General features: G+C 71.6%; 20 protein-coding genes. 7 read left to right on the forward strand and 13 right to left on the reverse strand.

What is annotated here, in order from left to right; translation table 11 throughout:
• Positions 1–88: 88 nt before the first annotated feature.
• Positions 89–553: a winged helix-turn-helix domain-containing protein gene (locus ACTMTJ_RS35125; protein WP_441222996.1), complete on the reverse strand. Its 465-nt coding sequence runs from the start codon at positions 551–553 to the stop codon at positions 89–91.
• 125 nt (positions 554–678) lie between these two features.
• Between ACTMTJ_RS35125 and ACTMTJ_RS35130 the strand changes: the two genes are divergently transcribed.
• Positions 679–1,554: an alpha/beta hydrolase family esterase gene (locus ACTMTJ_RS35130; protein WP_441222997.1), complete on the forward strand. Its 876-nt coding sequence runs from the start codon at positions 679–681 to the stop codon at positions 1,552–1,554.
• A 24-nt stretch (positions 1,555–1,578) separates the two neighbouring features.
• On the forward strand, positions 1,579–2,244 hold the full coding sequence (locus tag ACTMTJ_RS35135) for a hypothetical protein (protein WP_441222998.1): 666 nt from the start codon (positions 1,579–1,581) through the stop codon (positions 2,242–2,244).
• Between the two features lie 67 nt (positions 2,245–2,311).
• Here ACTMTJ_RS35135 and ACTMTJ_RS35140 read toward each other — a convergent pair whose 3' ends face one another.
• The gene (locus ACTMTJ_RS35140; protein WP_441222999.1) at positions 2,312–4,528 is read right to left on the reverse strand and encodes a CATRA conflict system CASPASE/TPR repeat-associated protein; all 2,217 of its coding nucleotides are present in this window, start codon (positions 4,526–4,528) and stop codon (positions 2,312–2,314) included.
• A gap of 368 nt (positions 4,529–4,896) precedes the next feature.
• On the opposite strand from ACTMTJ_RS35140, the gene fxsT (ACTMTJ_RS35145) reads away from it, so the two are divergent.
• The 5 genes from fxsT (ACTMTJ_RS35145) (at position 4,897) to ACTMTJ_RS35165 (ending at position 10,941) form a co-directional block, all read left to right on the forward strand.
• On the forward strand, positions 4,897–7,725 hold the full coding sequence (fxsT, locus tag ACTMTJ_RS35145) for an FxSxx-COOH system tetratricopeptide repeat protein (protein ID WP_441223000.1): 2,829 nt from the start codon (positions 4,897–4,899) through the stop codon (positions 7,723–7,725).
• Positions 7,726–7,902: 177 nt separating this feature from the next.
• Positions 7,903–9,081, forward strand: a complete 1,179-nt coding sequence (locus ACTMTJ_RS35150; RefSeq protein ID WP_441223142.1) for an FxsB family cyclophane-forming radical SAM/SPASM peptide maturase — start codon at positions 7,903–7,905, stop codon at positions 9,079–9,081.
• A complete protein-coding gene (locus ACTMTJ_RS35155) occupies positions 9,078–10,358 on the forward strand; it encodes an HEXXH motif domain-containing protein (protein WP_441223001.1) in 1,281 nt (426 codons plus the stop codon). Before ACTMTJ_RS35150 ends, ACTMTJ_RS35155 begins: the two co-directional genes overlap by 4 nt.
• A gap of 116 nt (positions 10,359–10,474) precedes the next feature.
• Positions 10,475–10,660: a hypothetical protein gene (locus ACTMTJ_RS35160; RefSeq protein ID WP_441223002.1), complete on the forward strand. Its 186-nt coding sequence runs from the start codon at positions 10,475–10,477 to the stop codon at positions 10,658–10,660.
• 98 nt (positions 10,661–10,758) lie between these two features.
• Complete coding sequence (locus ACTMTJ_RS35165) at positions 10,759–10,941, forward strand: hypothetical protein (RefSeq protein WP_441223003.1); 183 nt, start codon at positions 10,759–10,761, stop codon at positions 10,939–10,941.
• Positions 10,942–10,948: 7 nt separating this feature from the next.
• On the opposite strand, the gene fxsT (ACTMTJ_RS35170) is transcribed toward ACTMTJ_RS35165, so the two are convergent.
• The 11 genes from fxsT (ACTMTJ_RS35170) to kynU form a co-directional block, all read right to left on the reverse strand.
• Positions 10,949–13,906: an FxSxx-COOH system tetratricopeptide repeat protein gene (gene fxsT, locus ACTMTJ_RS35170; protein ID WP_441223004.1), complete on the reverse strand. Its 2,958-nt coding sequence runs from the start codon at positions 13,904–13,906 to the stop codon at positions 10,949–10,951.
• A gap of 99 nt (positions 13,907–14,005) precedes the next feature.
• Complete coding sequence (locus ACTMTJ_RS35175) at positions 14,006–15,052, reverse strand: amidohydrolase family protein (RefSeq protein WP_441223005.1); 1,047 nt, start codon at positions 15,050–15,052, stop codon at positions 14,006–14,008.
• Positions 15,049–15,573, reverse strand: a complete 525-nt coding sequence (locus ACTMTJ_RS35180; protein WP_441223006.1) for a 3-hydroxyanthranilate 3,4-dioxygenase — start codon at positions 15,571–15,573, stop codon at positions 15,049–15,051. The genes ACTMTJ_RS35175 and ACTMTJ_RS35180 overlap by 4 nt, the downstream gene beginning before the upstream one ends.
• A gap of 12 nt (positions 15,574–15,585) precedes the next feature.
• Entirely contained in the window at positions 15,586–15,984 is a 399-nt protein-coding gene (locus ACTMTJ_RS35185) for a RidA family protein (RefSeq protein WP_441223007.1), read from the reverse strand.
• On the reverse strand, positions 15,981–16,691 hold the full coding sequence (locus ACTMTJ_RS35190) for a 2-keto-4-pentenoate hydratase (protein WP_441223008.1): 711 nt from the start codon (positions 16,689–16,691) through the stop codon (positions 15,981–15,983). The genes ACTMTJ_RS35185 and ACTMTJ_RS35190 overlap by 4 nt, the downstream gene beginning before the upstream one ends.
• Positions 16,688–17,698, reverse strand: coding sequence for a 4-hydroxy-2-oxovalerate aldolase (gene dmpG, locus ACTMTJ_RS35195; RefSeq protein WP_441223009.1), 1,011 nt, complete (start codon positions 17,696–17,698; stop codon positions 16,688–16,690). Before dmpG ends, ACTMTJ_RS35190 begins: the two co-directional genes overlap by 4 nt.
• On the reverse strand, positions 17,695–18,591 hold the full coding sequence (locus ACTMTJ_RS35200) for an acetaldehyde dehydrogenase (acetylating) (RefSeq protein ID WP_441223010.1): 897 nt from the start codon (positions 18,589–18,591) through the stop codon (positions 17,695–17,697). Before ACTMTJ_RS35200 ends, dmpG begins: the two co-directional genes overlap by 4 nt.
• Complete coding sequence (locus tag ACTMTJ_RS35205; RefSeq protein WP_441223011.1) at positions 18,591–19,370, reverse strand: 2-keto-4-pentenoate hydratase; 780 nt, start codon at positions 19,368–19,370, stop codon at positions 18,591–18,593. The genes ACTMTJ_RS35200 and ACTMTJ_RS35205 overlap by 1 nt, the downstream gene beginning before the upstream one ends.
• A complete protein-coding gene (locus tag ACTMTJ_RS35210; RefSeq protein ID WP_441223012.1) occupies positions 19,367–20,872 on the reverse strand; it encodes a 2-hydroxymuconic semialdehyde dehydrogenase in 1,506 nt (501 codons plus the stop codon). Before ACTMTJ_RS35210 ends, ACTMTJ_RS35205 begins: the two co-directional genes overlap by 4 nt.
• A complete protein-coding gene (locus ACTMTJ_RS35215) occupies positions 20,869–22,194 on the reverse strand; it encodes an FAD-dependent oxidoreductase (protein ID WP_441223013.1) in 1,326 nt (441 codons plus the stop codon). Before ACTMTJ_RS35215 ends, ACTMTJ_RS35210 begins: the two co-directional genes overlap by 4 nt.
• The gene (gene kynU / locus ACTMTJ_RS35220) at positions 22,191–23,408 is read right to left on the reverse strand and encodes a kynureninase (protein ID WP_441223014.1); all 1,218 of its coding nucleotides are present in this window, start codon (positions 23,406–23,408) and stop codon (positions 22,191–22,193) included. Before kynU ends, ACTMTJ_RS35215 begins: the two co-directional genes overlap by 4 nt.
• Between the last annotated feature and the right edge of the window lie 4 nt (positions 23,409–23,412).

Below are 23,412 nucleotides of genomic sequence, written 5' to 3' on the forward strand. Positions count from 1 at the left end.
TCGGCTCGCCCCGCGAGCCGCCGGCCGCCGCGGTCTCCGGCGGGAGCGGCGGCCCGCCGCTGACGCGGACCCGGGAAATCGTTTCTCGCTAGGCCGCGGTGAGTCTGAAGCCGACGCCGCGTACAGAGTGGATGGTCGCGGCGGACCCCAGCTCGGCGAGCTTGCGGCGGATCCGGCGGACCACCGAGTGGATGTCCGAGCCGCGGCCGAGGTGCTGGTTGCCCCAGACCTCCTGGTGCAGCCGCTCGTAGGTGAAGACCTGGCCCGGCGCGTCGAGCAACCGGTGCATGAAGTCGTGCTCCAGCCGGGTCAGCTCCACCTCCCGGTCGAGCCAGCGCAGCACCCGCCGGTCCGAGTCGACGCTCAGGTCCGTTTTCGACGTGGCGTCCGTGGTCGTGCGTGGCACGGCCGCGTCGAGGATCTCGCGCGCCTGCTCCACGCTGGCGACGATGAGGAACGCCTCCGTCCCGCCGAGCAGCTCGGCAAGGTGCCGACGCTCGGCCTCCGACGGCGCGATCCCGATGATCAGTGGCACGGCAAGGTCTCCACTCATCCCCAACCCCTCCCCGCGAGCACGATAGACGTAAGGATGCGACTCGATATGACACGGCGGGGTTACAACGAGTGTCTTGAATGCGCCATGGCGCATGTCCGACAGCTTCAGGCAGGATCGTGGCCATGAGAAGGCTCGCGCTGGTGGTGCTGCTGTTGCTGGCGGGGTGCTCGTCGTCGTCGACGCCTGCCACTGAGGACGTGGAGCTCGAGCTCGACGGCCGGCCCTTCCGCCTGCACGTGCCGAGCACCGCCCCCGACAAGGCGCCGCTCGTCGTGCTCCTGCACGGCTACACGTCGAGCGCCGACGAGCAGGAGTCGTACTTCCAGCTCACCGCCGAGTCCGACCGCCGCGGCTTCCTCTACGCGACGCCCGAGGGCACGACTGACCAGCGCGGCGAGCGCTTCTGGAACGCTACGCCGGCCTGCTGCGACTTCTACCGGTCCGGTGTGGACGACTCGGCCTACCTCGCGCGGCTCATCGACACGGTCGCCGCGAAGCACCCGATCGACCCCGCGCGGGTCTACTTCGTCGGCCACTCCAACGGCGGCTTCATGGCGCTCCGCATGGCCTGCGACCACGCCGACCGGGTCACCGCCGTGGTCTCCCTGGCCGGCGCCGCCACCGCCGACCCGGCCGCGTGCGAGCCGGCCCGCCCGGTCAGCGTCCTCCAGATCCACGGCACGTCCGACCGCACCATCCTCTACGAGGGCAGCACCACCGGCGGCCGCCGGTACCCGGCCGCGAAGGACACGGTAGCGCTGTGGCGCGGGCTGGACGGCTGCGCCGACCGCGCGGGCACGGCCGCCGCACCGATCGACCTCGACTCCACGCTCCCGGGCGCCGAGACCACGGTGACCTCCTGGCACGAGGGCTGCCGGGACGGGACGCGGGCCGAGCTGTGGTCGATCGAAGACGGCAGCCACATCCCCGCGCTGACCCCGACCTTCGCCACGGCGGTGGTGGATTTCCTCCTCGCGCGGTCCGCCCCGGCCCGGTAGCTCGGATCGGCTTTACTCGGAGGCGTGGATCATCTCGTTCCGGCACTCCTCGGCCTCGGCGGCGTCCTGCTGGTCGCGCTCCTGGTCCTGGCCGTCGTGCACGGCGTCCGCCAGGAACGCCGCCGCGTCGAGGCCCTGCGGGCCTGGGCCCACGCGCACCAATGGCGGATCGTCGACTCGCCGCAGCCGGTCGGGTGGACCTCCCGCGTGCCCGGCCGCAACCGCCGGGGCGTGTCGCGCGCGCTGGTCGGCGTGCAGCAGGGACATCACGTCAGCGTCGCCGAGTACCGGTACACGGAGACGACCTCCACGAGCAACAACAGCACGTCGTCGACGACCCACCATTTCATCGTGGTGGTCGTCCACCTGGACCGGCCCGGCGCCACGATCGCGGTGCAGCACCGCGGCGCCCTGTCCAAGCTCGGCCGCAGCATCTTCGGCGACCGCGCCACGGCCCTCGGCGACGAGCGGTTCGACAGCCGGTGGCGGGTGAGCGCGGACGACCCGACCATCGTGCGCGGCTTCCTCGGCCCGGCGCTGGTGGCGGAACACATCGCCGGGCGGGTGCCGCACTGGAGCCTGCAAGGCACGGAGCTGGTGACGTACGAACACGGGCGCCTCACCGACCCCTCGCGGATCCCGGCGCTGGTCGCGCCACTGCTGCGGGTAGCGAGCCTGCTGGGGCGGTGACGCCCGCGCTACCCGCTCTCCTCGGCGGCGCCACCGGGTGCGGCGTTCGGCCTCCCCGGCGGGGCGCTCAGCCGCCGACGCGGCCGCCGTGCGGGGTGATCGGCGGGCAGCGGCGCAGGAGCGCGCGGGTGTACGCGGCCGCCGCCGCCGAGGCGTACCCGCGCCACAGGTGGCCCAGGCGCTGGTCGCCGTAGTCGCTGATGCCGCGGATCACGAGCCAGTCCCGCCCGCCGGCGAACGCGGACGAGCCGATGCCGGAACCCTCCATCTCGATCGCCCGCAGGTCGAACTCCCGGGCCAGAGCGTCGCGGCGGGCGGCGTTGCGCAGCGAGCGGTTGGCCGACCCGATCCGTCCTTCGTGGACCTTCGGCAGACCGGGCCGGTGCCCCGACACGGCGGGATCGGGATGCCGCACCTGCCCGGCGTCCGGGCCGTCGTGCGCGTAGAGCCGGTCGGTCGCCGGGTCCGGCCGGGCGAACCCGGGCAACTCCCGCAGCAGCACCACCAGCTCCTCCTCCCACGGCCGCTGCCCCCGCAACGCCGCGGCCATCAACCCTTTCGCCCGATGCGTCAGCAACGCGGACGGCTGCGGAAACCCCTGCCGCAACGTGACCCCGTCGGGCCGGTCGACCACGTGGTCGTAGTCGACGATCCCCCACGTCGCCACCACGACGTCACCGAGCCGCACGTGCCGGTGCGGGTCGACGGGCGCGGGTACGCCGGCGGCGATGCCGACCATCAGGATCTGGTCGACCGACTCGAAGCTGCGCATCATGTTCGCCACCGCCGTAGCGGCCCAGTTGGTGCCGGTCTCGGTGAGCAGGGTCAGCACGACCGGGTGCGGCCGGCCCGCCGCGGCGCTGGGCATGGTCCCGCAGACGTATTCGGCGGGATCGCCGGCCACCGACCACTCCTCGACGCCGTCGACCAGCGCGGACATCGCCGCGAACTCCTCCGGCAACGCCGTGACCAGCCCGATCACCGGCTGCACCGGCGCCTTGCCGGCGGCGACCCGCGGCCCACGGTCCAGCAGGTGCTGTGCCCGCCGATGCGCGTTCGACATGTACCGCACGTCGTCGGCGAGCAGCGACTCCACCCACGCCGCGCACCCCCGGTCGTCGGCGAACAGCCCACCCGCCGGGGTGCCGCCCCACGGATCGATCGTCCGCAGCACCGTGTCCATATTGGACCGGGCAATCTCGACGGTGAGCTTCATGTCGGCCAGCCGGGTCAACAGGACCGTCATCTCGGTCGCCGTGGCACGACCGGCCAGCGCGGCCCGCAGCGAGACCTCGGCCGCCTGCCGGACCCGCAGCTGGTAGCGCACCTTCGCCGCGTCGAGCAGGTATCGGGCCAGCGGCGCCAGCTCCGCCTCGCCGCGCCACCAGGCCAGCGCGCTCATGTCCCGCTCGCGATCCGGCGTCGCCAGCGCGAGGATGCGCCGCTCCCGCCGCGCGTGCCCGTCGAACGGAGGCAGCTCCCACAGCACGCACCCGTCCACCAGGACGCCGTCGTTCCACAATGTCCCACCGTCCGGGGTGAGGTCCGCGGCGAGCTCCGCCGCCAACTCGACCGACGGCCGCACCGGAGGACCACCGCGCCGGGCCGCCGGATGCGTGCCGATGTAGAGCCGGACCACGCCGACCATCTCCTCGGTGCCGCCGGCGGCGACAGCGGCCCACTGCGCCTCCCACTCCTCCCAGGTCCGGGGCGGCGCGTCCGGGTCGGCCAGCCAGCCGATCGACAGGCTGAGCACGTCGTGCTCGCGGCGCAGGATCGCCTGCACCCGCCGATCCGCACTCTGCTGGGCCGCGACCACCGGCCCGGCGGGCAGCTCGGCGCACTCGTCCGGCAGATCCGTGGGCGGTCCGCCGCGGCCGATCCCCTCCGTCGTGCGGAGCAACGTCCGGGCAGCCGTCCACATTCGCCGGACCTGCTGGTACGCCAGCTCGCGCCGCGGCCCGTCCAGCGGCGCGAACACGTGCACGACAAGCTCCTGCCGGACCGCCACGTCGGTCGCCCGCGGCGGTGGTGGCGGCTTGGCCGGACGGCGCGCGGCGGTCGGCCCGCGCCGGCGACTCGGCGAGGCGACGGTCAGCCTGTGCACCAGCATGTTGGCGCGCAGCCGCGGCGATCGGTGTGGTTCGGCCGGGCGGGCGGACCGCGGGTCGCCGGGCGTCAGCCGGACCGGGTTCAGCGCCTGGAGGGCCGCCGCGGCGTCCTCGCACACCGCCGGCAGCCACCGCGAGATCACGCGCGCCATGAACCGGCTATTCACCGACATCTCTCGGAGATGGTCGAACCGGCGAGCAACCGAGGGCTGAATCGATCTTTCCGGGCGGCGATCCGACGGGACCGTCAGGAATGCAATTTGCAAAGGCGGCGCCGGAACCGGTCGGGTTTTCAGCGGATTCTCGAATCCGGTCGCTACGTGATATCCGCAGGTCGGACCGGGCTGCACTAACGTATCCACATTTCTATGGTGTGCCATGAGCGCACCCCCGGATCAGTTTCTGCCGGTCACCTACAAAGCTTTACAAGGTGTTCCTGGCACTGCCTCGATATGGAATGCTGTTTCTGCCAGAAATTGACGTTAGTTGTCAGCTGGCGGCCAAGCGACGGCAGTGATTCGCGGACCAGGGAGCGTGGCAGGTGACGCAGGACCTCGTCGCCGAGCTGCAACTGCTGCACCGCGCCGCCGGCCGCCCGTCGTATCGCCGGATCAGCTCCGAGGTCCGCAGACAGAACCAGATGCCTGACACCGTCAGCCACGAGACGGTCAGCGCCATCCTCCGCGGCGAAGGACTCGCCCGATGGTCCAAGGTGGAGTGTGTGGTGCGGTACCTGGCCGCCATGGCCGTCCATCGGCCGAACCAGGACGAGGAGGTGCGGCGGTTTCACGCGCTCTGGCTGGCCGCCTCGGACCGGCTCGCGCGGGCGGCACCGCCCGCCGTCGATCCCCCGTCCACACCGACCGCACCGCCCGCCGCCGCCCCGCCGGACGCCCCGCCACCGCCCGCCGGCGTGGCCCACCTGGGCCTGGCACCGCACCGCACCCCGGCCTTCACCGGACGCGACGACCTGCTGGAGCTGATGAGGACCCGACTCGTCGGCGAGCCGTGGCAGCCCCTGGTCCTCTACGGGCTCGGCGGCGTAGGTAAGACGCAGCTCGCGGTGGAGTACGCCCACCGGCACGCCGAGGAGTACGACCTGGTCTGGTGGATCGCCGCCGAAGACCGCTCACGGGTGACGGCGTCGCTGGTCGCGCTGGGCGAGCGGCAGGACTGGCCGACGAGCTTCGATATGGCGCAGACAGTTACCACCGTGCTGAGCCGTCTGGAGCTCGGCAGCCTACGATGGCTGGTCGTCCTGGACAACTCCGGTGCGCCGGAGGAGCTCGCGCCGCTCGTTCCGGCCGCGGGTGGCCACGTCGTCGTGACGACCCGCGACGTGGCTTGGCTCGACTCGGGCCGTTCGATCGAGGTGGACGTTTTCGCCCGCCGGGAGAGCATCGAGCTGCTTCGGGCGCGCGGGCACGACATCAGTTTCGACGAGGCGGACCAGCTCGCCGACCGTCTCGGCGATCTGCCGCTGGCGCTCGAACAGGTGGCCGCCATGCAGTCGGCGACGCGGACCCCGGTCCGGGAGTATCTCCGCCAGCTGGACGAGCGTGCGACCGGGCTGTTGGCCGCGGCGGAGCCGGGCGAGTACCGCGCGACCGTGGCCACCGCCTTCGCGGTCGCCGCCGACCACGTGCGTGCCGAGTCGCTGGCCGCCGGCCAGCTTCTGGAGCTGCTGTCCTGCCTGGGCGCCGACCCGATCCCGCTGTCCCTCCTGCGCCGCGCCGGAGGTCGGGTCCCACCGCCGCTGGGCCGGCTGCTCGCCCAGCCCGATCTGCTCGACGAGGCGGTCCGCCTGGTGCGCCGGTACGGGCTTGTCAAGCTCCTCGATGGTGGCCAGGCCCTCCAGGTACACCGGCTGGTGCAGGCGATCGTCCGCGACGCGTTGCCCACCCGCGTCCGCGAACGGGCGTACCACAACGCCCGCCGGCTGCTCGCGGTGGCCAATCCCGGCAACCCCCTGGACCCCTTGACCTGGGACATGCACGCGCAGATCGGCCCGCACCTGCGACCCGCGCGCGCCATGGAGGTGTCCGATCCGGACAGTCGGAAGGCGGTGGTCCACCAGGCGACATATCTGTACGAGATCGGAGACTTCGAGGGCAGCCGCCGGCTCAGTCACGAGGCGTGGACCACGTGGACGCGGCAGGGCGGCCCGGAGGACGCCCAGGTGTTCGCGTGCCTACGCCGGCTCGTCGCCGCGTTGTACGCCCTCGGCCGCTACGGCGAGTCGCGCCGGCTGGCCGACGAGGCGTGGCAGCGGCTGCTCGCCGACCCCGAGTACGGTCCCGACCACCCGTCGACCCTGGAGATCGCCGACACCACCGCTGTCCTGCTGCGGGTGTCCGGCCGGTACGCCGAGGCGCTGAGGCTCGACCAGGACCGGGTCGAGCGCTACGGCCGGATCCACGGTGATGCCCACCCGCACACCCTGGCGGCCCGTAACAACCTGGGTGCCAGCCTCCGGGCGATGGGCGACTTCCGCACGGCGTACGACCTCGACACGGGGCTCGCGGAGGTCCGCCGCCGGTCGCTCGGCCCGGACGACCAGCGCACGCTCCTGTCACTTTCCAATGTGGCCCGCGATCTCTACGGGCTCGGTAGGTACGCGGAGGCGTTGGAGCTTCAGCGGACCGTCTGGCCGGCGTACCGCGAGCGGCTCGGCGACCGGCATCCCCTGGTGCTCAGTGCCTGGCGCACCATCGTGCTCGGCCTGCGGAAGACCGGCCAGGTCACCGCGGCGCTGGAGGACGCCCGCCGGCTCTATCTCGTCACCCAGGGTCACGTAGGCGCCGACCATGAGCTCAGCCTCGCCGCGATGATGACGTACGCCAATACGCTGTGCGCGGCCGGCGACCTGGGTCAGGCGTGGAATGTAGCCACCGACGCGATGTACCGATATCGCCGCCATTTCGGGGAGCGTAATCCGCTGAGCCTGGTCGCGGCCGCGAACCAGGCCATCATCCTGCGCGCGATGGGCGAACGGCGTCGCGCCCGGCAGTTCGGTGAGAGCAGCTTCTACAGGCTACGCCAGGTGCTCGGCCAGCAGCACCCGTACACGATCGCCGCCGCCATCGGTGTCGGCAACGACCTGGTACTCGCGCACGAGACAGAACGCGCGCGCCGCCTACTCGCCAGCACGCTCGACGACGCGCGGCGGGTTCGCGGTGAGCGGCACCCAGAGACGCTGGTGTGTGCGGTCGACCTCGGCTTGCTCGCACCGGCGGGCACTCCGGACGCCGACCTGCTCGGCTCGGCCATAGCGGAGCTGCGGCGGGTGCTCGGCCCGGAGCACCCGCTGGTAACCGCCGCCGCCGACGGGCATCCAGGAGAGTCCGAAATAGAACCCCCGCCTGCGTGATTCGCCGGACCGCCGAACGTCGAGACACTAATATCCCCTGCGGGAGGATTACGTGAACTGTGGCTTTGTCTTGCTGCCCGCGAGGATGGCCTGACCGTGCCTCCTGATGGCGTGCCGCTGGGGCTCCCAGTGGCTCTTGGTCCGGCTGACTGGCCGTCGACGCTTGACGTGAACGCGATGCGGGCCGGCGGCTGGCGACCGACGCCCTTTCGGGACGTCGTGTTGAAGGTGCACCAAAGGTGCGACCTCGCCTGCGACTACTGCTACATGTACACGATGGCGGACCAGTCGTGGCGGGATCGCCCCCGGGTGATGGCGCGGGAGACGTGGCTCGCGGCGGCCGGCCGGATGGCCGAGCACGCCCGGATACACAAGCTCGACGCCATGCGGCTCGTCCTGCACGGTGGCGAGCCACTGCTCGCCGGCACCGACCGGTTGGGCCGGCTGGTCTCCGACTTCCGCGACGCGTTCGACGGCCTGTGCCGGCTGCGGATCCGGATGCAGACCAACGGTGTGCGGCTCACGGCCGACGTCCTCGACACGCTGTACGAGCAGGGTGTCACAGTCGGGGTGAGCCTCGACGGCAGCCCTGTCGACAACGATCGGCACCGCCGGCGCGCCGACGGGAAGAGCAGCTTCGCGGCGGTCGACCGCGCGATCCGGCTCCTGAGTGCCCCCGAGTACCGGTCGGCCTTCGCCGGGCTGCTCTGCACGGTCGACCCGGACACAGATCCCGTCGCCTGCTACGAGGCGCTCATCCAGTACGGGCCGCCCACAATCGACTTCCTCCTGCCGCACGCCAACTGGTTGGACCTGCCGAAGCGTGCGGCCGGCGCAGGCCCTACCCCATTCGGCGACTGGCTGGTCAAGGCCTTCGATCGTTGGTCCGGCGCGCCCCGGGAGGAGACGAGGGTAAGGCTCTTCGAGGACGTCATCGGGCTGATCCTGGGCGGCCGCGGTCGCTCGGAGCAGATCGGCCTCAGCCCTGTCGCGGTCGTCGTGGTGGAGTCCGACGGAGCCATCGAGCAGGTCGACTCGCTCAAGTCGGCATACCACGGGGCCTCCGCGACCGGTTTGACGGTTTTCGCCAACACCCTCGACCAGGCTCTCGAGCACCCCGGAATCGTCGCCCGCCAGATCGGCCTCGCCGCGCTCTCCGCCACCTGCCGGGACTGCCCCGAGCACACGATCTGCGGCGGCGGGCACTACGCCCACCGCTACCGCCCGGGTACGGGTTTCCTCAACCCGACCGCCTACTGTGCCGACATGCTGCGACTCGTCCAGCACGTCAAACGACGCGTACACGCCGACGTCGACATCGACAACCTGCGCGCCCGCCTGGAAACCAACCCATGATCACGTTCCATGACCTGCCAGCCGAAGCGTTCGCCGGCCTGGCTTCGGGGCTCGGCGGTCCGGCGGCGGTGAGGCATCTCGTCCGCGTCCAACACAGCAAGCACCTGCTGCTGCTCCGGTACCTCGCCGACGCGTACTCCGGCGACCCGAACCGCGCGGCCGCGGTGGAGGTGTTCGGCTGGGCCCAGCGGCGCGACCCGGACGAAGTCGCCTACCTGATGACCGATCCGATGGTCGGCGCCTGGGCGGCACGGACCACCCGGCGGCTCACCGGTGAAGAGGTGGAGCATGTCGGCCCGCTCGAGGCCGACCTCGCACAGCTGGGTGCGGTGGCCGCCGCCGCCGCGCGCCGCACCGGGATGGACGCCGAGATACGGACGCGGACGCTGGTCGGCACCGTCACGCTGCCGACGCTCGGGAACGCCTTTCTGGACTCGGACGGTCCCGCTGTCGTAGCGGTCAGCGGCGGCCAAGCCACGATCACCGCCGGCACGACGAAGGTACGGGTCGCCGAGGGCGAGCCTGGCTGGCGGGCGCTGCGCCGCCTTGTCGCCCGCCATGACGGCTTGGACGGCTCGCTGGCGCTGGAGGACACCAACCCGTACCGGAACTGCTACCACGCGCCGCCGGCGGACCGGCTGCCGGAGGGCGATTTCCGGCGGTGGCAGGAGTTGCACGGCGAGGCGTGGCCGATGCTGGCGAAGTTCGTCCCGGAGCGCGCCGCCGAGCTGGCCGCCGGGCTGCGCTCGGTGGTGCCGCTGGTGACGAGGGACGACGGCGTGGCGCGCAGTGCGACCGCGCGGGACGTGTTCGGGACTCTGGGCCTCGCCCGGCCCCGCACCCCCGCCGACCTGGCCGTCACGCTCGTCCACGAGTTCCAGCACTCCAAGCTGAGCGCGCTGCTCGACCTCGTGCCGCTCTGCCGGCCGGACGGGCGGGAGGGGCATAACGTGCTGTGGCGTTCGGACGCCCGGCCCACCGGCGCTCTACTCCAAGGCGTCTACGCGTTCCTGGGTGTGGCGGACACCTGGCGCGGCCTCCGGTCGGCTCCCGGGCTCGAGGAGTCGGCCACCCGCGAGTTCGCGTTCGCGCGCGAACAGGTCGCACACGGCGTCGCCGAGTTGAAGAGCTCGACGGAGCTGACGCCGGCGGGTCATGCCTTCGCGGAGGGCCTGCGGCAGTCGGTGGACGCGCTCGGCGCCGAGCGCGTGCCGGCGCCGGCGGCGAGATGGGCGGTCGAGGCCGTGGAGCGACGGCGGCGGACCTGGGCACGCTAGCCCGAACCACCATCGAGGAGATGGGTGACACGATAGGCTGCCAACCGACAGGCGGCATGGTGCCAAAAAGCCTGCGTCCCTATCATTCTGTCTCGACGCGGCGGAAAGGCACGGACATGGCGGAAGCGGAGCGCCCTCCCGCTGAGGGCGACGGTGTCACACCCATCGCCGACCTCACCGCGCACTCTCTCGACGACGTGCTCGGCTCCGGCGAGTCCGCGCTGACAAGCTCGATGCGGCGCCTCGTGGAGGATATGCGCCAGTCCGGCGAACACTACGCCGCGCACGGCAGCACCACCTGACTTCGGCGTGGCAAACTGGCGTGTCGCACCCCGCCCGTTACCGTGGTGGCTGCCAAAACCACCGTGGGACGAGACGGAGTGGCACGATGCCCGAGGGCGTGGACGTTCTGCGACACGAGCCGGCGGCGATACCCGACCTCACACGCTGGTCGATAGACGATGTTTTCGACGGCGGGCATCCGATGTTGACGGTCATCACGGAGCAGTTCGTGTCGCGCCGGCAGCCCACGGAGCGGTACACGGCGTATGACGCCGTGCCGCCGTCGACCCTTCGAGACTGAGCGGCCGCTACGTCGGCGCCGGCTCGATGTCGGATTCGGCCCGGCGTCCCTCGCGCGCGGCCACCGTCTCCGGATGGTCGGCACCGAGCAGCGCGGCGAGCGCTGTCACCGCCTCGTCGATCAGTGACCGGCCTTCGTCGCCCCGACCTGTCGACACCGCGTCCAGCCCCGCGTTGACCGCACAGGCCACTGTGTACGGATGCGGCTGGCCGCGGGCCCGCTGCGAGATCTGGAGGGTCGCCGCGGAGAGTCGCCGCGCCGCCTCGAACTCGCCCGCCAACGCGAGGTCGTTCGCGAGGCCGACGGCCGCACTCAGTGTGAACTCGTGCTCGGGTCCGAGCACCTCGTTCATCCGGGCATGGGCACGCTCGTCCAGCTCGCGTGCCTGCGCCAGCTGGCCCAGTTCGCGCAGCACGATCGCGAGGTTGACCGCCGCCGTCAGTGCGAGCGGGTGGCCCTCCCCGAACACGAGGACGTACTGGTCCATCGTCGCCGCCGCGCGACCGTGCGCGGCGGCCAGGTCGCCGGTGACGCGGAGCGTGTTCGCGTGGGTCATCGCGGCTGCGAGGGCATGCTCGTGCTGGGGCCCGTACCGCCGCTCGCTGTCGCGGTCGTGCTCGGCCGCTGCCGCCAGCGCCTCCTCGTACCGGCCCGCCTTCCGCAGTGTGATGGCGAGCGTGCGGCTGGCCAGCAACACGTTCGGATGTGCGGCACCCAGCTGCCGGCGAAACGGGGGAACGACCTTCCGGATGAGTGCGAGCGCCTCGGCGTAGCGACCGAGGCCGTACAGGTCACGCGCGAGGTTGGCCTGGGCGAAAAGCAACCGGCGGTCGTCTTGGCCCACCGCCCGCTGCCACGTGCGGACCACATCGGCGTCGATCCGGTGAGCTCCGGCGAAGTCGCTCAGCATCCGAAGGTTGACGGCGAGGTTGGTGCGGGCCCGGAGCGTCCTCTCGTGCTCGCCACCGAAAACCCTCAGGTGCCGATCGACGTTTTCCCGGTCCCACTCCATGGCCTCACGAAAAAGACCGGCGACGCGCAGACTCACCGCGAGCCCGTCCACGGCGGCCAGCGTGTACACGTGGTCCGGCCCGAACGCGGGATGGTGCCGCAGCCGCTCGAACGCGCTTCTGGTGAGACTCCACGCCCGGTCGTTGAAACCCAGCTGCCGCAACGTGATCGCGAGGCAGAGGGTGGCGCGCAGGGTCAACTCGCCGTCCGGCCCGAGGCTCCGCACTCCTTCAACCTTCGACCACACCTGGACCGCCGCCTCCGCCAGACGCCGGCAGCCTTCGGTGTCGCCGGTGATGTTCAGGTATCGCGCCTGCTCGAGAAAGGCGCGGCGGGCGTCGAGCAGGTCGGAGTCAATCAGACCGGCCGGACCGATGTGCGGCCCCAACTCGGCGTAGAACGGCCAGGTGGCCTGGTCTATCGGATCCCCGGGGTTCGCCGCCGCCAGCAGGCGCTGCACGTTGCCCAGGCCACGCTGGGCCGCCTCTTCTCTCAGCTCGTCCCGCAGTACCGCCTGGAAGAGCCGGTGCACGTGGATACGTTGGTCCGGGTCGACCTTGGCCAGACCGTACCGGCGCAGATCGTGGATCACCCGCTCCCAGGCGACCGGGTCGCGAAGCGCGGCACCCAGCGCCGGCGAGACACGCGCGTCCTTGCCCCGCCGCAACAGCTCGCCGGAGATCGGCTCCGCGCCGAGGAACGCGAACATTTCCAGCAGATCGGCCACCGCCGGCGCGGCGTCCCGCAGCCGCTTGATGGTGAGCCGCACGAGCGCGACGATCGTGGGACGGAGCGACTCCGGCCTCGACAGCTCGTGCACCTGCTGGTCGAGCTCCGCGAGGTACTCGGTAACCGACAAGCCGGTGGCGACCTGACACGAGACCGCCTGGTCCAGCGCGAGCGGCAGGTCACCGAGCCGGGCCGCCAGACGGTCGGCGTCCGCCGCCGACATGCTCCCGCTCCGCTTCCGGAGCAACTCGATGCTTTCGGCCCGCTCGAAAACGCCCACCTGTATCGGGTCCCAGACCTCCGACCAGGTCTGGTCGCGCGAAGTGAGCACGACGTGGCCGCCCCGGACGGGTATCAGCCGGGTGATGTCCTCCGGCTCGTTGGCGTTGTCGTAGATCAGGAGCCAGCGCAGCGAGCTGGCCGCCAGCTCCTCCAGCACGAGACTGGCGGCCTGCTGGAGGTCCGCGGTCGCGGGCGTGTCGAGGCGCCGGCCGAGCTCGTGCAGCGACTGGAGCACAAGCGACTGTTGCTCGGAGGGAATCCACCAGACGATGTCATAGCGGTCCGCGTACCGGTACGCGTATTCGGTGACGAGCTGCGTCTTTCCCACACCGCCCATCCCGTGCGGCACGCGCGGCAACACCGAGGCCTTGGAACGCCGCTCCAACGCCCGCTGTAGGGCGAGCAGGAGACCCGCCCGGCCGGTGAACGCGGCGTTGCGCGCCGGCACACCGCCCCAGATCGGCAGCCGCCTGCCGCTCTCCTGGGGCGCTCCGGTCGGCTCCCGCACAGCCGATGCGCTCCGGCCGATCACCGTGACGGCTCCCGACTCCCCCCTTGACAAGATCCGCTGCGAACCATTATTGGGTGGTGTCTCGTGTTTCGTGGGGTTTTGTCGGAGCCAGTGCCGGACGGTGGAACGATCGGTGCCACTGGCGGCGGCGGCCACGTCGATCCATCGGTCGATCTCCGCGGCCAGGCCGCTCGGAGCCTCCGCACCTATCCTGGCGGCGAATGCCAGCAACGGCGGAATCCCGGCCGCATCAGCCGACATCGCGGCGATGCGCTCGACGACCGCGGCGGTGTCGTGCCACGGAAGATCGTCCTGAGTGGGCCGGAGCGTCTCGCCGGCCACCGCGAGCTGCGCGGGCGTCACAGCATCGAGCAGGCGAATCAGGGCGTCGCGGAGATGACCCGCGAACGCGGAGTGTTGCTCGCCCGTCACACCCCGAATCTAATCTACAGATCTCATATGGGACCAGTCAGCAAATCGTGTGGCGGATGACTGTACGATAGTTGGCTTGAACATTCGCACCAGAAAACGTCAGTTCCTGTCAGGTTCCGGACCGCTAGCCGGATCTGACGCGCGGTGTCCCAGAAATCGTGCGGCATTGGCGCTCATGAGTTTCGTCCGTTGTTCGTCGGTCAGGAATTCGGACTTGCGCACCACCTGACCCGCTGGGCGCTCGCCGAGTGGGTACGGGTAGTCGCTGCCGACCATCACCCGGTCTTCGCCGACCACCGAGACCAGCAGGCGCAATGCCGGCTCCTCGAACACCACACTGTCCACATAGAAGCGCCCGAGGTAGTGGCTCGGCGGGTGCGCCGAGCGCCCCCGCACCAGATCCCCCCGCCGGTGCCAGGCGTTGTCGGCCCGGCCGAGCCAATACGGGAAGCTGCCCCCGCCGTGCGCGAAGCAGATCCGCAGCGAATCGGGCACCTCGTCGAAGACGCCGCCGAGGATCATCGCCAATAGGGAGAGGTGGGTCTCGGCCGGCATGCCGGTCAGCCAGCGGGCCATCCACCGGTCCAGCCTGGGGCTGTCGGGCATGTCCCACGGGTGTACGAACACGGGCGCTCCCACCGCCGCGCAGTGTTTGAGGAACTCCACCACACCTGGGTCGTCGAGGTCGCGGTCGCCTACGTGGTTTCCGATCTCTACGCCGGCGTGGCCGGCGGCCAGGCAGCGGTCTAGCTCCGCGCTGGCGGCGTCCGGGTCCTGCAAGGGGACCTGGCAGAACGGGATCAGCCGGTCGCCGCCCGCGGCCGCGCACTCCAGCACGAGGTCGTTGAAGATGCGGGCGACGCGAATCGCCTGGTCCGTCGGGCGGTCGTAGGAGAAGAAGAGCGGGGTGGGCGAGACCACCTGGACGTCGATGCCGTCGGCGTCCATGTCGGACAGTCGGGTCGGTGCGTCCCAGCAGGCGGATTGGATGGGCCGCCACTCGCGCTCGCCCAGCATGAGCATGGCGGCGCGCTCGTTGTCTACGCGGAGCCAGGGCCAGCCGGTCCCACCGCACTCGGCGGCCAGGTCCGGCCAGCCCTTGGGCACGACGTGCGTGTGCACGTCGTACACCGGTCGGTGCGTCATCCCTTGCCCGGGTGGAGCGTGCCGCACTTGTCGCAGGTGCGGGCGGTCTCGTCGGCGTAGAACGCCTGGAAGACCGGGGGCAGGTCGACCACGATGTCGCGCACCTGGAGCTCCACCTCGTGCACCAGGTTGCCGCACTCGGGGCAGTACCACTGGAACTTCTCCAGCGTGCCCTCCTCGCGGACCCGTTCCACGACGAGCCCGACCGAGCCCTCCTCGGGGCGCTGCGGCGAGTGCGGCATGTTGCCCGGCAGCACCCACATGTGGCCTTCCTTGATGTGGATGGTGTCGGGGCCGTCGGGCGTCATCACGTTGAGGTGCATGTTGCCTTTGATCTGATAGAAGAACTCTTCGTAGGGGTCGACGTGGAAGTCGGTGCGCTGGTTGGGTCCGCCGACCACCATCACGATGAAGTCGGACCCCGTCGGAAACATCTGCTTGTTGCCCACCGGTGGCTTGAGCAGATGCTGGTTTTCGGCGAGCCAGCTCGGGAAGCTCACCGGTTGCGCGACCTCGGACATGGCAACTCCCTTTTACGGTAGAAGGGCCACGGCTTGCATCTCGATCAGCAGGTGCGGGTGTGGCAGCTGGTGCACGGCGACGGTGGTGCGGGCCGGTCCGGTCTCGTCGAAGAACTCGGCGTACACCTCGTTGTAGCCGCCGAAGTCGTTCATGTTGACCAGGTAGGTGGTGACCTGGGTGAGGTCGCGGAGGTCCGCGCCGATGGAGCGGAGGATCTCGCGGATGTTCTCGATGACGGCGCGGGTCTGCTCGCGGATGTCCAATGTGGTCGTGCCCAGCTCGTCGACGGCGGCGCCGGCGATGGTGTTGTCCGGCCGGCGGCTGGAGGTGCCGGAGACGAACGCGAAGCCGCCCGCGACCTTCACGTGCGGGAAGCGGCCGCGTGGGCGGGCCATGCCGTCGACGATCATGCTGTCCGCACCGCCACCGTGCCGAGGCCCTCGACGACCGCGCGCACATGGACACCAGGTGCCAAGGGGACCGCCGCCGTGGCCGCGCCGGCTAGCAGCACCCAGCCCGGGTCGACCTTGCCTGCGAGGCGGACACCCCAGGAAACCGCCCGCCGCGGGTCGCCCAGAATCGCCGCCGTCGATCCGATCTGGACCACCCGGCCGTCGACTTCCAGCAGCACGCCGAGGTTGTCCAAGCCGCCAGGCAAGGGCTTCCAATCCCCGATGGCGAACGCCGCCGCGGAGGAGTTGTCGGCGATGACGTCCGCCAGCGAAAACTTGAAGTCGGCGTACCGGGAGTCGATGATCTCCAACGCCGGGGCCACGGCCGTGGCGTTTCCGGAGGCGTCGAGGAGGAAGGCCACCTCGGGCTCGATCCGCGGATGGATGTAGCCCGAAGTGTCCACAGTGGCGCCGTCGGCGATCGCCATCGCATCGGTCAGGCGGCCCCAGATCACTTCGTCGACGCCGACCTGTGCCATCTTCGCGCGGCTGGTGAGGCCCAGCTTGATGCCGACGAGCCGCTCACCCCGGGCGAGCCGCCGCGCCACGAGGGCCTCCTGCACCGTGTAGGCGTCGGCCGCGTCCAGCCCGGCGGCGGAGACGATCTGCGGGATGGCCACACCGTCACGCGCCGCCGCGTCGAGCCGCTCAGCCAGGTCGCTCACCGTGCGCCCTCCTTCACCAGATCGAGCGCGACGTCGACGATCATGTCCTCCTGACCGCCGACCATGCCGCGGCGGCCGAGCTCGACGAGGATCGTGCGCACGTCGACGCCGTAGCGGTCGGCGGCGGCCTCGGCGTGCCGCAGGAAGCTCGAGTACACGCCCGCGTAGCCGAGCGAGAGGGTCTCCCGGTCGACCCGCACCGGCCGGTCCTGAAGCGGGCGGACCAGGTCGTCGGCCGCGTCCATCAGCGCGAACACGTCGCACCCGTGCGCCCACCCCATCAGGTCGGCGGTGGCGGCGAAGACCTCGAGGGGTGCGTTGCCGGCGCCGGCGCCGTGCCCGGCGAGGGCCGCGTCGACGCGGGTCGCGCCGTGCTCGACGGCGACGACCGAGTTGGCCACGCCGAGCGAGAGGTTGTGGTGGGCGTGGACGCCGATCTGGGTCGCCGGGTCGAGCACCTCGCGGTAGGTGTCCACGCGCGCGGCCACGTCGCGCATCAGCAGCCGGCCGCCGGAGTCGGTCACGTACACGCAGTGCGCGCCGTACGACTCCATCAGCTTGGCCTGCGCGGCGAGGCCGGCCGGGTCGTTCATGTGCGACATCATCAGGAATCCGGACACGTCCATGCCGCTTTCCCGGGCCCAGCCGATGTGCTGGGCGGCGATGTCCGCCTCGGTGCAGTGGGTGGCGACCCGCACGCTCGTCACGCCGAGGTCGCGAGCGGCGCGCAGGTCGTCGATGGTGCCGATGCCGGGCAGCAGCAGCGTGGTGAGCGTGGCCCGCTGGACCACCTCGGCGGCGGCCGCGATCCACTCGGCGTCGGTGTGCGCGCCGCGCCCGTAGTTGAGGCTCGAACCGGCGAGGCCGTCGCCGTGCGCCACCTCGATGGCGGCGACCCCGGCGGCGTCGAGCGCGGCGGCGATCTCGCGCACCTGGTCGACGGTGAAGCTGTGCCGCGAGGCGTGCATGCCGTCCCGCAGCGTCACGTCCTGGATGTAGAGGCTCATGCGAACGCACCCCGCAACGCCACCATGCGCTCCGCGGTACGCAGGGCCGCCGACGTCATGATGTCCAGGTTTCCGGCGTACGCGGGCAGGTAGTGCCCGGCACCGGAGACCTCCAGGAAGACCGTCACCTGTAGACCGTCCGGGGTGGACGCGAACTGCACGTCCTGCTTGAGGCGGTATCCGGGCACGTACTGCTGGACGCTTGCCACCATCTCCCCCACCGACGCGGCGATCCGCTCCCGGTCGGCGGATGGGTCGGGACACAGGCAGTAGACGGTGTCGCGCATCAGCATCGGCGGGTCCGCCGGGTTGAGCACGATGATGGCCTTACCGCGGCCGGCCCCGCCGACCACCTCCAGGGCCCGCGCGGTCGTCACGGTGAACTCGTCGATGTTCGCGCGGGTGCCGGGCCCGGCCGAGCGGGAGGCGATGGCGGCGACGATCTCGGCGTACCCGACCGGCGTGACCGCGGCGACGGCGGCGACGATCGGCACCGTGGCCTGACCGCCGCAGGTGACCATGTTGACGTTCGGCTCGCGCAGGTGCTGGTCGAGGTTGACCGGCGGCACCACGTACGGGCCGACGGCCGCCGGCGTCAGGTCGACCACCAGCCGCCCGTGCTCGCGGAGCACCTCCGCGTGGCGGTGGTGCGCGCCGGCCGACGTGGCGTCGAGGACGATGCCGACGTCGGCGAACTCGGGCATCGCGACGAGCCCGTCGATGCCGCCCGCCGTCGTGGCGACACCGAGCCGCCCGGCGCGGGCCAGGCCGTCGGACTCCGGATCGATGCCGGCCATGGCCACCATTCTCAAGGATGTGGAGAGCCGCAGGACCTTAATCATCAGATCGGTGCCGATGTTGCCCGAACCGATGACCGCCACCCCGGTCGTCATCACACCGCCCCCTTGTCGAAGCAGGCGCGCACCGAGCCCAGCCCGGAGATCCGCGCCTCGTACGCGGCGCCGGGAGTGACCGGCACCATCGGCCCGAGCGCGCCGGAGAGCACCACGTCACCCGCGCGCAGCGGTTGCCCGGCGGTGGCCAGGGTGGCCGCCAGCCACGCGACGGCGTGCAGCGGGTTGCCGAGGCACGCGGCGCCGGCGCCGACCGAGACCGGCTCGCCGGCGTGTTCCAGCACCGCGCCGCACAGCCGAAGGTCCACATCGGAGAGCCGGACGGGGCGGGTGCCGAGCACGAACAGGCCGCTGGACGCGTTGTCCGCGACCGTGTCCACGATGGAGATGTCCCAGCCGGCGACCCGCGAGTCGACCACCTCGATGGCGGGCAGCAGGTGGTCGGTCGCCCGGATCACGTCGACCGTGGTCACTTGTGGCTCCACGAGGTCGGCGCCGAGCACGAACGCCACCTCGGCCTCGACCCGCGGCTGCAAGAGGCGGTCGAGCGCGATCTCGGCGCCGTCGGGTACGGCCGCGTCGGCCATCAGCACGCCGAAGTCGGGCTGGAACACGCCGAACGTCTCCTGCACCGCCCGCGCGGTCAGGCCGATCTTCGCGCCGACCTGGCGGCGACCGGCGGCGAGCCAGGCGTCGACCTGCTCGCGCTGCACCGCGTACGCGGCGTCCACATCGCCCACCGGGATATGCGTTCCACGCAGCGGTGGGCACGGGACCCCGGTCCGGTAAGCCTCGGTGAGAAGAGCCGCTGCGGTCATGACAGGTCCACGCAGACGTTGGTCAGCTCGGAGTAGAAGGCGAGCGAGTGCACGCCACCCTCGCGCCCCACGCCGGACGCCTTGACCCCGCCGAACGGGGTGCGCAGGTCGCGCAGAAACCACGTGTTGACCCACACGATCCCGGCGTCCAGGCCGGCGCCGGCGCGGTGCGCCCGCCCGACGTCGCGGGTCCAGACCGTGGCGGCCAGGCCGTACTGGCTGTCGTTCGCCAGCGTGAACGCCTCCTCCTCGTCGTCGAACGGTGCGATGTGGCACACCGGTCCGAAGATCTCCTCGCGGTTGGTACGGTCGGCGTTGGACAGTCCGGTGAGGACGGTCGGCTGCACGTACGCGCCGCCGTCGCGGGCGTCGCCGAGCGCCGGCACCCCGCCACCGGCCACGACCGAGGCGCCCTCGGTGCGGGCCAGGTCGTAGTAGCCGAGCACCTTCTCGCGGTGCTGGCGGGAGATGAGCGGCATCGTGCCGGTGCCCTCGTCGGACGGCCAGCCGAACGGCAAGGCCGCGGCGCGCTTGCCGAGCCGCTCGACGAACTCGTCGAAGACCGGCCGCTGCACGTACAGCCGCTCGGTGCACAGGCACACCTGGCCGCCGTTGGTGAAGCTGGAGCGGACCGAGCCGTCGACCGCCGCGTCGAGGTCGGCGTCGGCGAAGACGAGCCCGGCGTTCTTGCCGCCCAGCTCGAACGAGACCGCCTTCACCCCGTCGGCGGCGGCCCGCATGATGGCGCTGCCGGTGGCCGACTCGCCGGTGAAGGTGATCGCGTCGACCCCTGGGTGGCGGGTCAGGAACTCGCCGGCCGAGTCGGGACCGAAGCCGTGTACCAGGTTGAAGACGCCGTCGGGGACGCCGGCCGCGGCCATCACCTCGGCCAGCACCGTCGCGGAGGCCGGTGTCTCCTCGGAGGGCTTGACTACGACGGCGTTGCCGCACGCGAGCGCCGGGGCCACCTTCCAGGTGAGCAGGAGCAGCGGCAGGTTCCACGGCACGATGACGGCCACGACGCCGGCCGGCTTGCGCACCGCGTAGTTGAGCGCGCGGCCGCCGTCGGGCGTGACCGTGGTGAACGACTCGGTCGGCGCGGCGGAGACGATGTCGGCGAACGCCCGGAAGTTGGCCGCCCCGCGCGGCACGTCGAGCGTCCGGGCCTGGCTCACCGGCTTGCCGGTGTCGGCGACCTCGGCGGTCACCAGGTCGTCGAAGCGCCGGTCGAGCTCGTCGGCGATCCCGCGCAGCACCGCCGCCCGGTCCCGCTCCCCCAGCCGGCCCCACGGCCCGCGCAGCGCGGCGCGCGCGGCGGCGACGGCGGCGTCCACCGTGGACTGATCGGCCTCGGCCACCTCGAAGATCTGCTCGCCGGTGACCGGTGAGACCTTCGAAAAGGCCCGCCCGGACTCGAAGCGCCCACCGACGAAGTTGCGCAGCTGGCCGGGCGACCCGACCGGGCGGCCGGTCGTCGCCAACCGTGGATCCCAGAGCGTCATGCCGCCCACCTCCGGATGCCCACGGCGGCGAGCCCGGCGCCGGCGAGGAGCGCCGCGACGCCCACGGCCCGGTGTTGCCACTGGACGCGGCGGCGCACCTCGGCGTACGGCGTGTTGGAGAACGACACAAGCTCGTAACGGGAGACGTAACGGCCGGGCAGCGCGCGTTCCAGGGCGTGCTCGACACGCTTGCCGAGGCGGAAGACGGGTGAGGCGACCTTGTCGCGCATCTCGACGAAGTTGGCGAGCGCCATCTCGGCGATCGCATCAGCGTCGTCGCGGCGCCGCTCGTGGAAGAGCGGCAGCGCCCGCGTCCAGTCGTCGCCGGTGCCGTCCAGGCACCGGTCCAGCTCGACGACGTCTTCCATCGCGCAGTTGGCGCCCTGGCCGTAGAACGGCACGATCGCGTGCGCCGCGTCGCCGATCAGCCCGACCCGGCCGTGCGCGTGCCACGGGTCGCAGCGCACGGTGCCGAGCAGCCCGACCGGGTTGTGCTGGTAGTCGTCGACGAGGTTGGGCGCGAGCGGCACGAGGTCCGGGTAGTGGGTGGCGAAGTGCCGCTCGACCGCCGCCGGGCTGCTCAACGACGCGAAGCTGCGGGTGCCGCCGTTGGGCCAGAAGAGCGTGCAGGTGAACGAGTGGTCCGGGTTGGGCAGCGCGATCATCATGGACGTGCCGCGCGGCCAGATGTGCAGCGCGCCCGGGTCGAGCGCGAAGTCGCCACCGGCCGGCGGGATGGTCAGCTCCTTGTACCCGTAGTCGAGGAAGTCGAGCGACTCGGTGAGCGCGTCGTGGGCGAGGAGCTGGCCGCGCACCGCGGAGCCGGCCCCGTCCGCGCCGAGCACCACGCCCGCCGCGGCCTGCACCTTCCCGGAGGCGGTCTCGAAGACCATGTCGCCGGTGGCCGGCTCCAGCCCGACGAGCTTGTGGCCGAAGACGACCCGCACGCCAGGCGCCCGCTCGGCGGCGTCGAGCAGCGCGTTGTTGAGGGCGCCGCGACTGATCGAGTTGATGGCCCGCTGACCGTCCACACTGTACTGCTGGAAGTCCAGCTCGCCCTCGACCGGGTGGATCATGCGGCCGCGCATCGGCAGCGCGTCGGCCATCACCTGGTCGGCGAGGCCGATCTGGCGCAGCGCGTTGAGCCCGCGCTCGGACAGCGCCAGGTTGATCGAGCGGCCCCGCTCGGGCTGGCTCGTGCGCGGGTCGGGCCGCCGCTCGTACACGGTGACCCGGTAGCCGCGCCGGGCCAGGAAGCACGCCATCAGGCAGCCACACAGACCCGCGCCGACGACGGCCACATCGGAGTCAGACACCGTCACACCTCCTTCGTGACCGCGGCCAGCGCACGCGCCGCGCGCCAGCAGTCGTGGTACGTGGAATAGAGCGGCACCGGCGCGAAGCGCACGACGTCGGGCTCGCGCGCGTCCGCGATCACGCCGTGCTCGTGCCGCAGCCGGCGGGTGACGTCGCCGGCCGCGCCGTCGGGGATCCGCACGGAGAGCTGGCAGCCGTGCCGCTCCGGCGCGCGCGGGGTGGCCACCTCCAGGAACGGGACCGCCTCGTCGAGCAGCTCCCGCAGGTATCCGGTCAGCCGCAGGCTGCGGGCGCGCAAGGCGTCCATGCCGACCCGGTCGAAGATCTCCAGGGAGGTGCGCACCGGACCCATCGAGAAGATGGGCGGGTTGGAGACCTGCCACGCGTCCACTGTGGTCGGTGGCCGGGCGACCGGCGCCATCTCGAAGCGGGTGGCCGGATCGGTGCTCCACCAGCCCTCGAAGCGCGGCAGTGTGGGGTCGGCCAGGTGCCGCTCGTGCACGAACGCGCCGGCGAGGGCTCCCGGCCCGCCGTTGAGGTACTTGTACGAGCACCACGCGGCGAAGTCGACGTCCCAGTCGTGCAGGCGCAGCGGCACGTTGCCGGCCGCGTGCGCGAGGTCCCAGCCGACCACGGCACCGGCCGCCCGGCCGGCGCGCGTGATCGCGGGGATGTCCAGCAGCTCGCCGGTCAGGTAGTTCACGCCGCCGAGCAGTACCAGCGCGACCCGGTCGCCGTGCGAACCCAGGTACGCGAAAACGTCCTCGGTGCGCGCGAGGCGTACCACGGTGGTGTCCGGGTCGAGGCCGTGGAAGCGGGCCTGGCTGCGGACCGCGTAGCTGTCGGAGGGAAAGGCTGTGTCTTCGATCAGGATCTGGGTGCGGTCGCCGGCCGGCCGGTAGAACGAGACCATCAGCAGGTGGAGGTTGACGGTCAGGGAGTTCATCACGACCGCCTCGGTGGGCAGCGCGCCGACGAGCCGGGCCGCCCGCTCGGTCAGCAGCTCGTGGTAGGGCAGCCACGGCCGGCCGCCCTCCAGGTGCCCCTCGACGCCGAGCCTGGCCCAGTCGTCGAGGTCGGCCAGCAGCTCCGGCACGGTCGCCTTGGGCTGGAGGCCCAGCGAGTTGCCGGCGAAGTAGGCGGTACCCGGCGGGATGTGGAAAAGCTCGCGGTGGCCAGGATCGGCCTCGTCCCGGCGGAGGGCGTCGTCCCCAGTCATCGCG

The sequence above is a fragment of the Phytohabitans sp. LJ34 genome, assembly GCF_052068095.1.
In the GTDB taxonomy this organism is placed as follows: domain Bacteria; phylum Actinomycetota; class Actinomycetes; order Mycobacteriales; family Micromonosporaceae; genus Phytohabitans.

Excerpts from the sequence above, each read along its gene's own strand:
- ACTMTJ_RS35125 (WP_441222996.1), bottom strand. The coding sequence starts at position 553 with ATGAGTGGAGACCTTGCCGTGCCACTGATCATCGGGATCGCGCCGTCG.
- ACTMTJ_RS35130 (WP_441222997.1), top strand. The coding sequence starts at position 679 with ATGAGAAGGCTCGCGCTGGTGGTGCTGCTGTTGCTGGCGGGGTGCTCG.
- ACTMTJ_RS35140 (WP_441222999.1), bottom strand. The coding sequence starts at position 4,528 with ATGTCGGTGAATAGCCGGTTCATGGCGCGCGTGATCTCGCGGTGGCTG.
- ACTMTJ_RS35150 (WP_441223142.1), top strand. The coding sequence starts at position 7,903 with ATGCGGGCCGGCGGCTGGCGACCGACGCCCTTTCGGGACGTCGTGTTG.
- ACTMTJ_RS35155 (WP_441223001.1), top strand. The coding sequence starts at position 9,078 with ATGATCACGTTCCATGACCTGCCAGCCGAAGCGTTCGCCGGCCTGGCT.
- ACTMTJ_RS35160 (WP_441223002.1), top strand. The coding sequence starts at position 10,475 with ATGGCGGAAGCGGAGCGCCCTCCCGCTGAGGGCGACGGTGTCACACCC.
- ACTMTJ_RS35175 (WP_441223005.1), bottom strand. The coding sequence starts at position 15,052 with ATGACGCACCGACCGGTGTACGACGTGCACACGCACGTCGTGCCCAAG.
- ACTMTJ_RS35180 (WP_441223006.1), bottom strand. The coding sequence starts at position 15,573 with ATGTCCGAGGTCGCGCAACCGGTGAGCTTCCCGAGCTGGCTCGCCGAA.
- ACTMTJ_RS35185 (WP_441223007.1), bottom strand. The coding sequence starts at position 15,984 with ATGATCGTCGACGGCATGGCCCGCCCACGCGGCCGCTTCCCGCACGTG.
- dmpG (WP_441223009.1), bottom strand. The coding sequence starts at position 17,698 with ATGAGCCTCTACATCCAGGACGTGACGCTGCGGGACGGCATGCACGCC.
- ACTMTJ_RS35200 (WP_441223010.1), bottom strand. The coding sequence starts at position 18,591 with ATGACGACCGGGGTGGCGGTCATCGGTTCGGGCAACATCGGCACCGAT.
- ACTMTJ_RS35205 (WP_441223011.1), bottom strand. The coding sequence starts at position 19,370 with ATGACCGCAGCGGCTCTTCTCACCGAGGCTTACCGGACCGGGGTCCCG.
- ACTMTJ_RS35210 (WP_441223012.1), bottom strand. The coding sequence starts at position 20,872 with ATGACGCTCTGGGATCCACGGTTGGCGACGACCGGCCGCCCGGTCGGG.
- kynU (WP_441223014.1), bottom strand. The coding sequence starts at position 23,408 with ATGACTGGGGACGACGCCCTCCGCCGGGACGAGGCCGATCCTGGCCAC.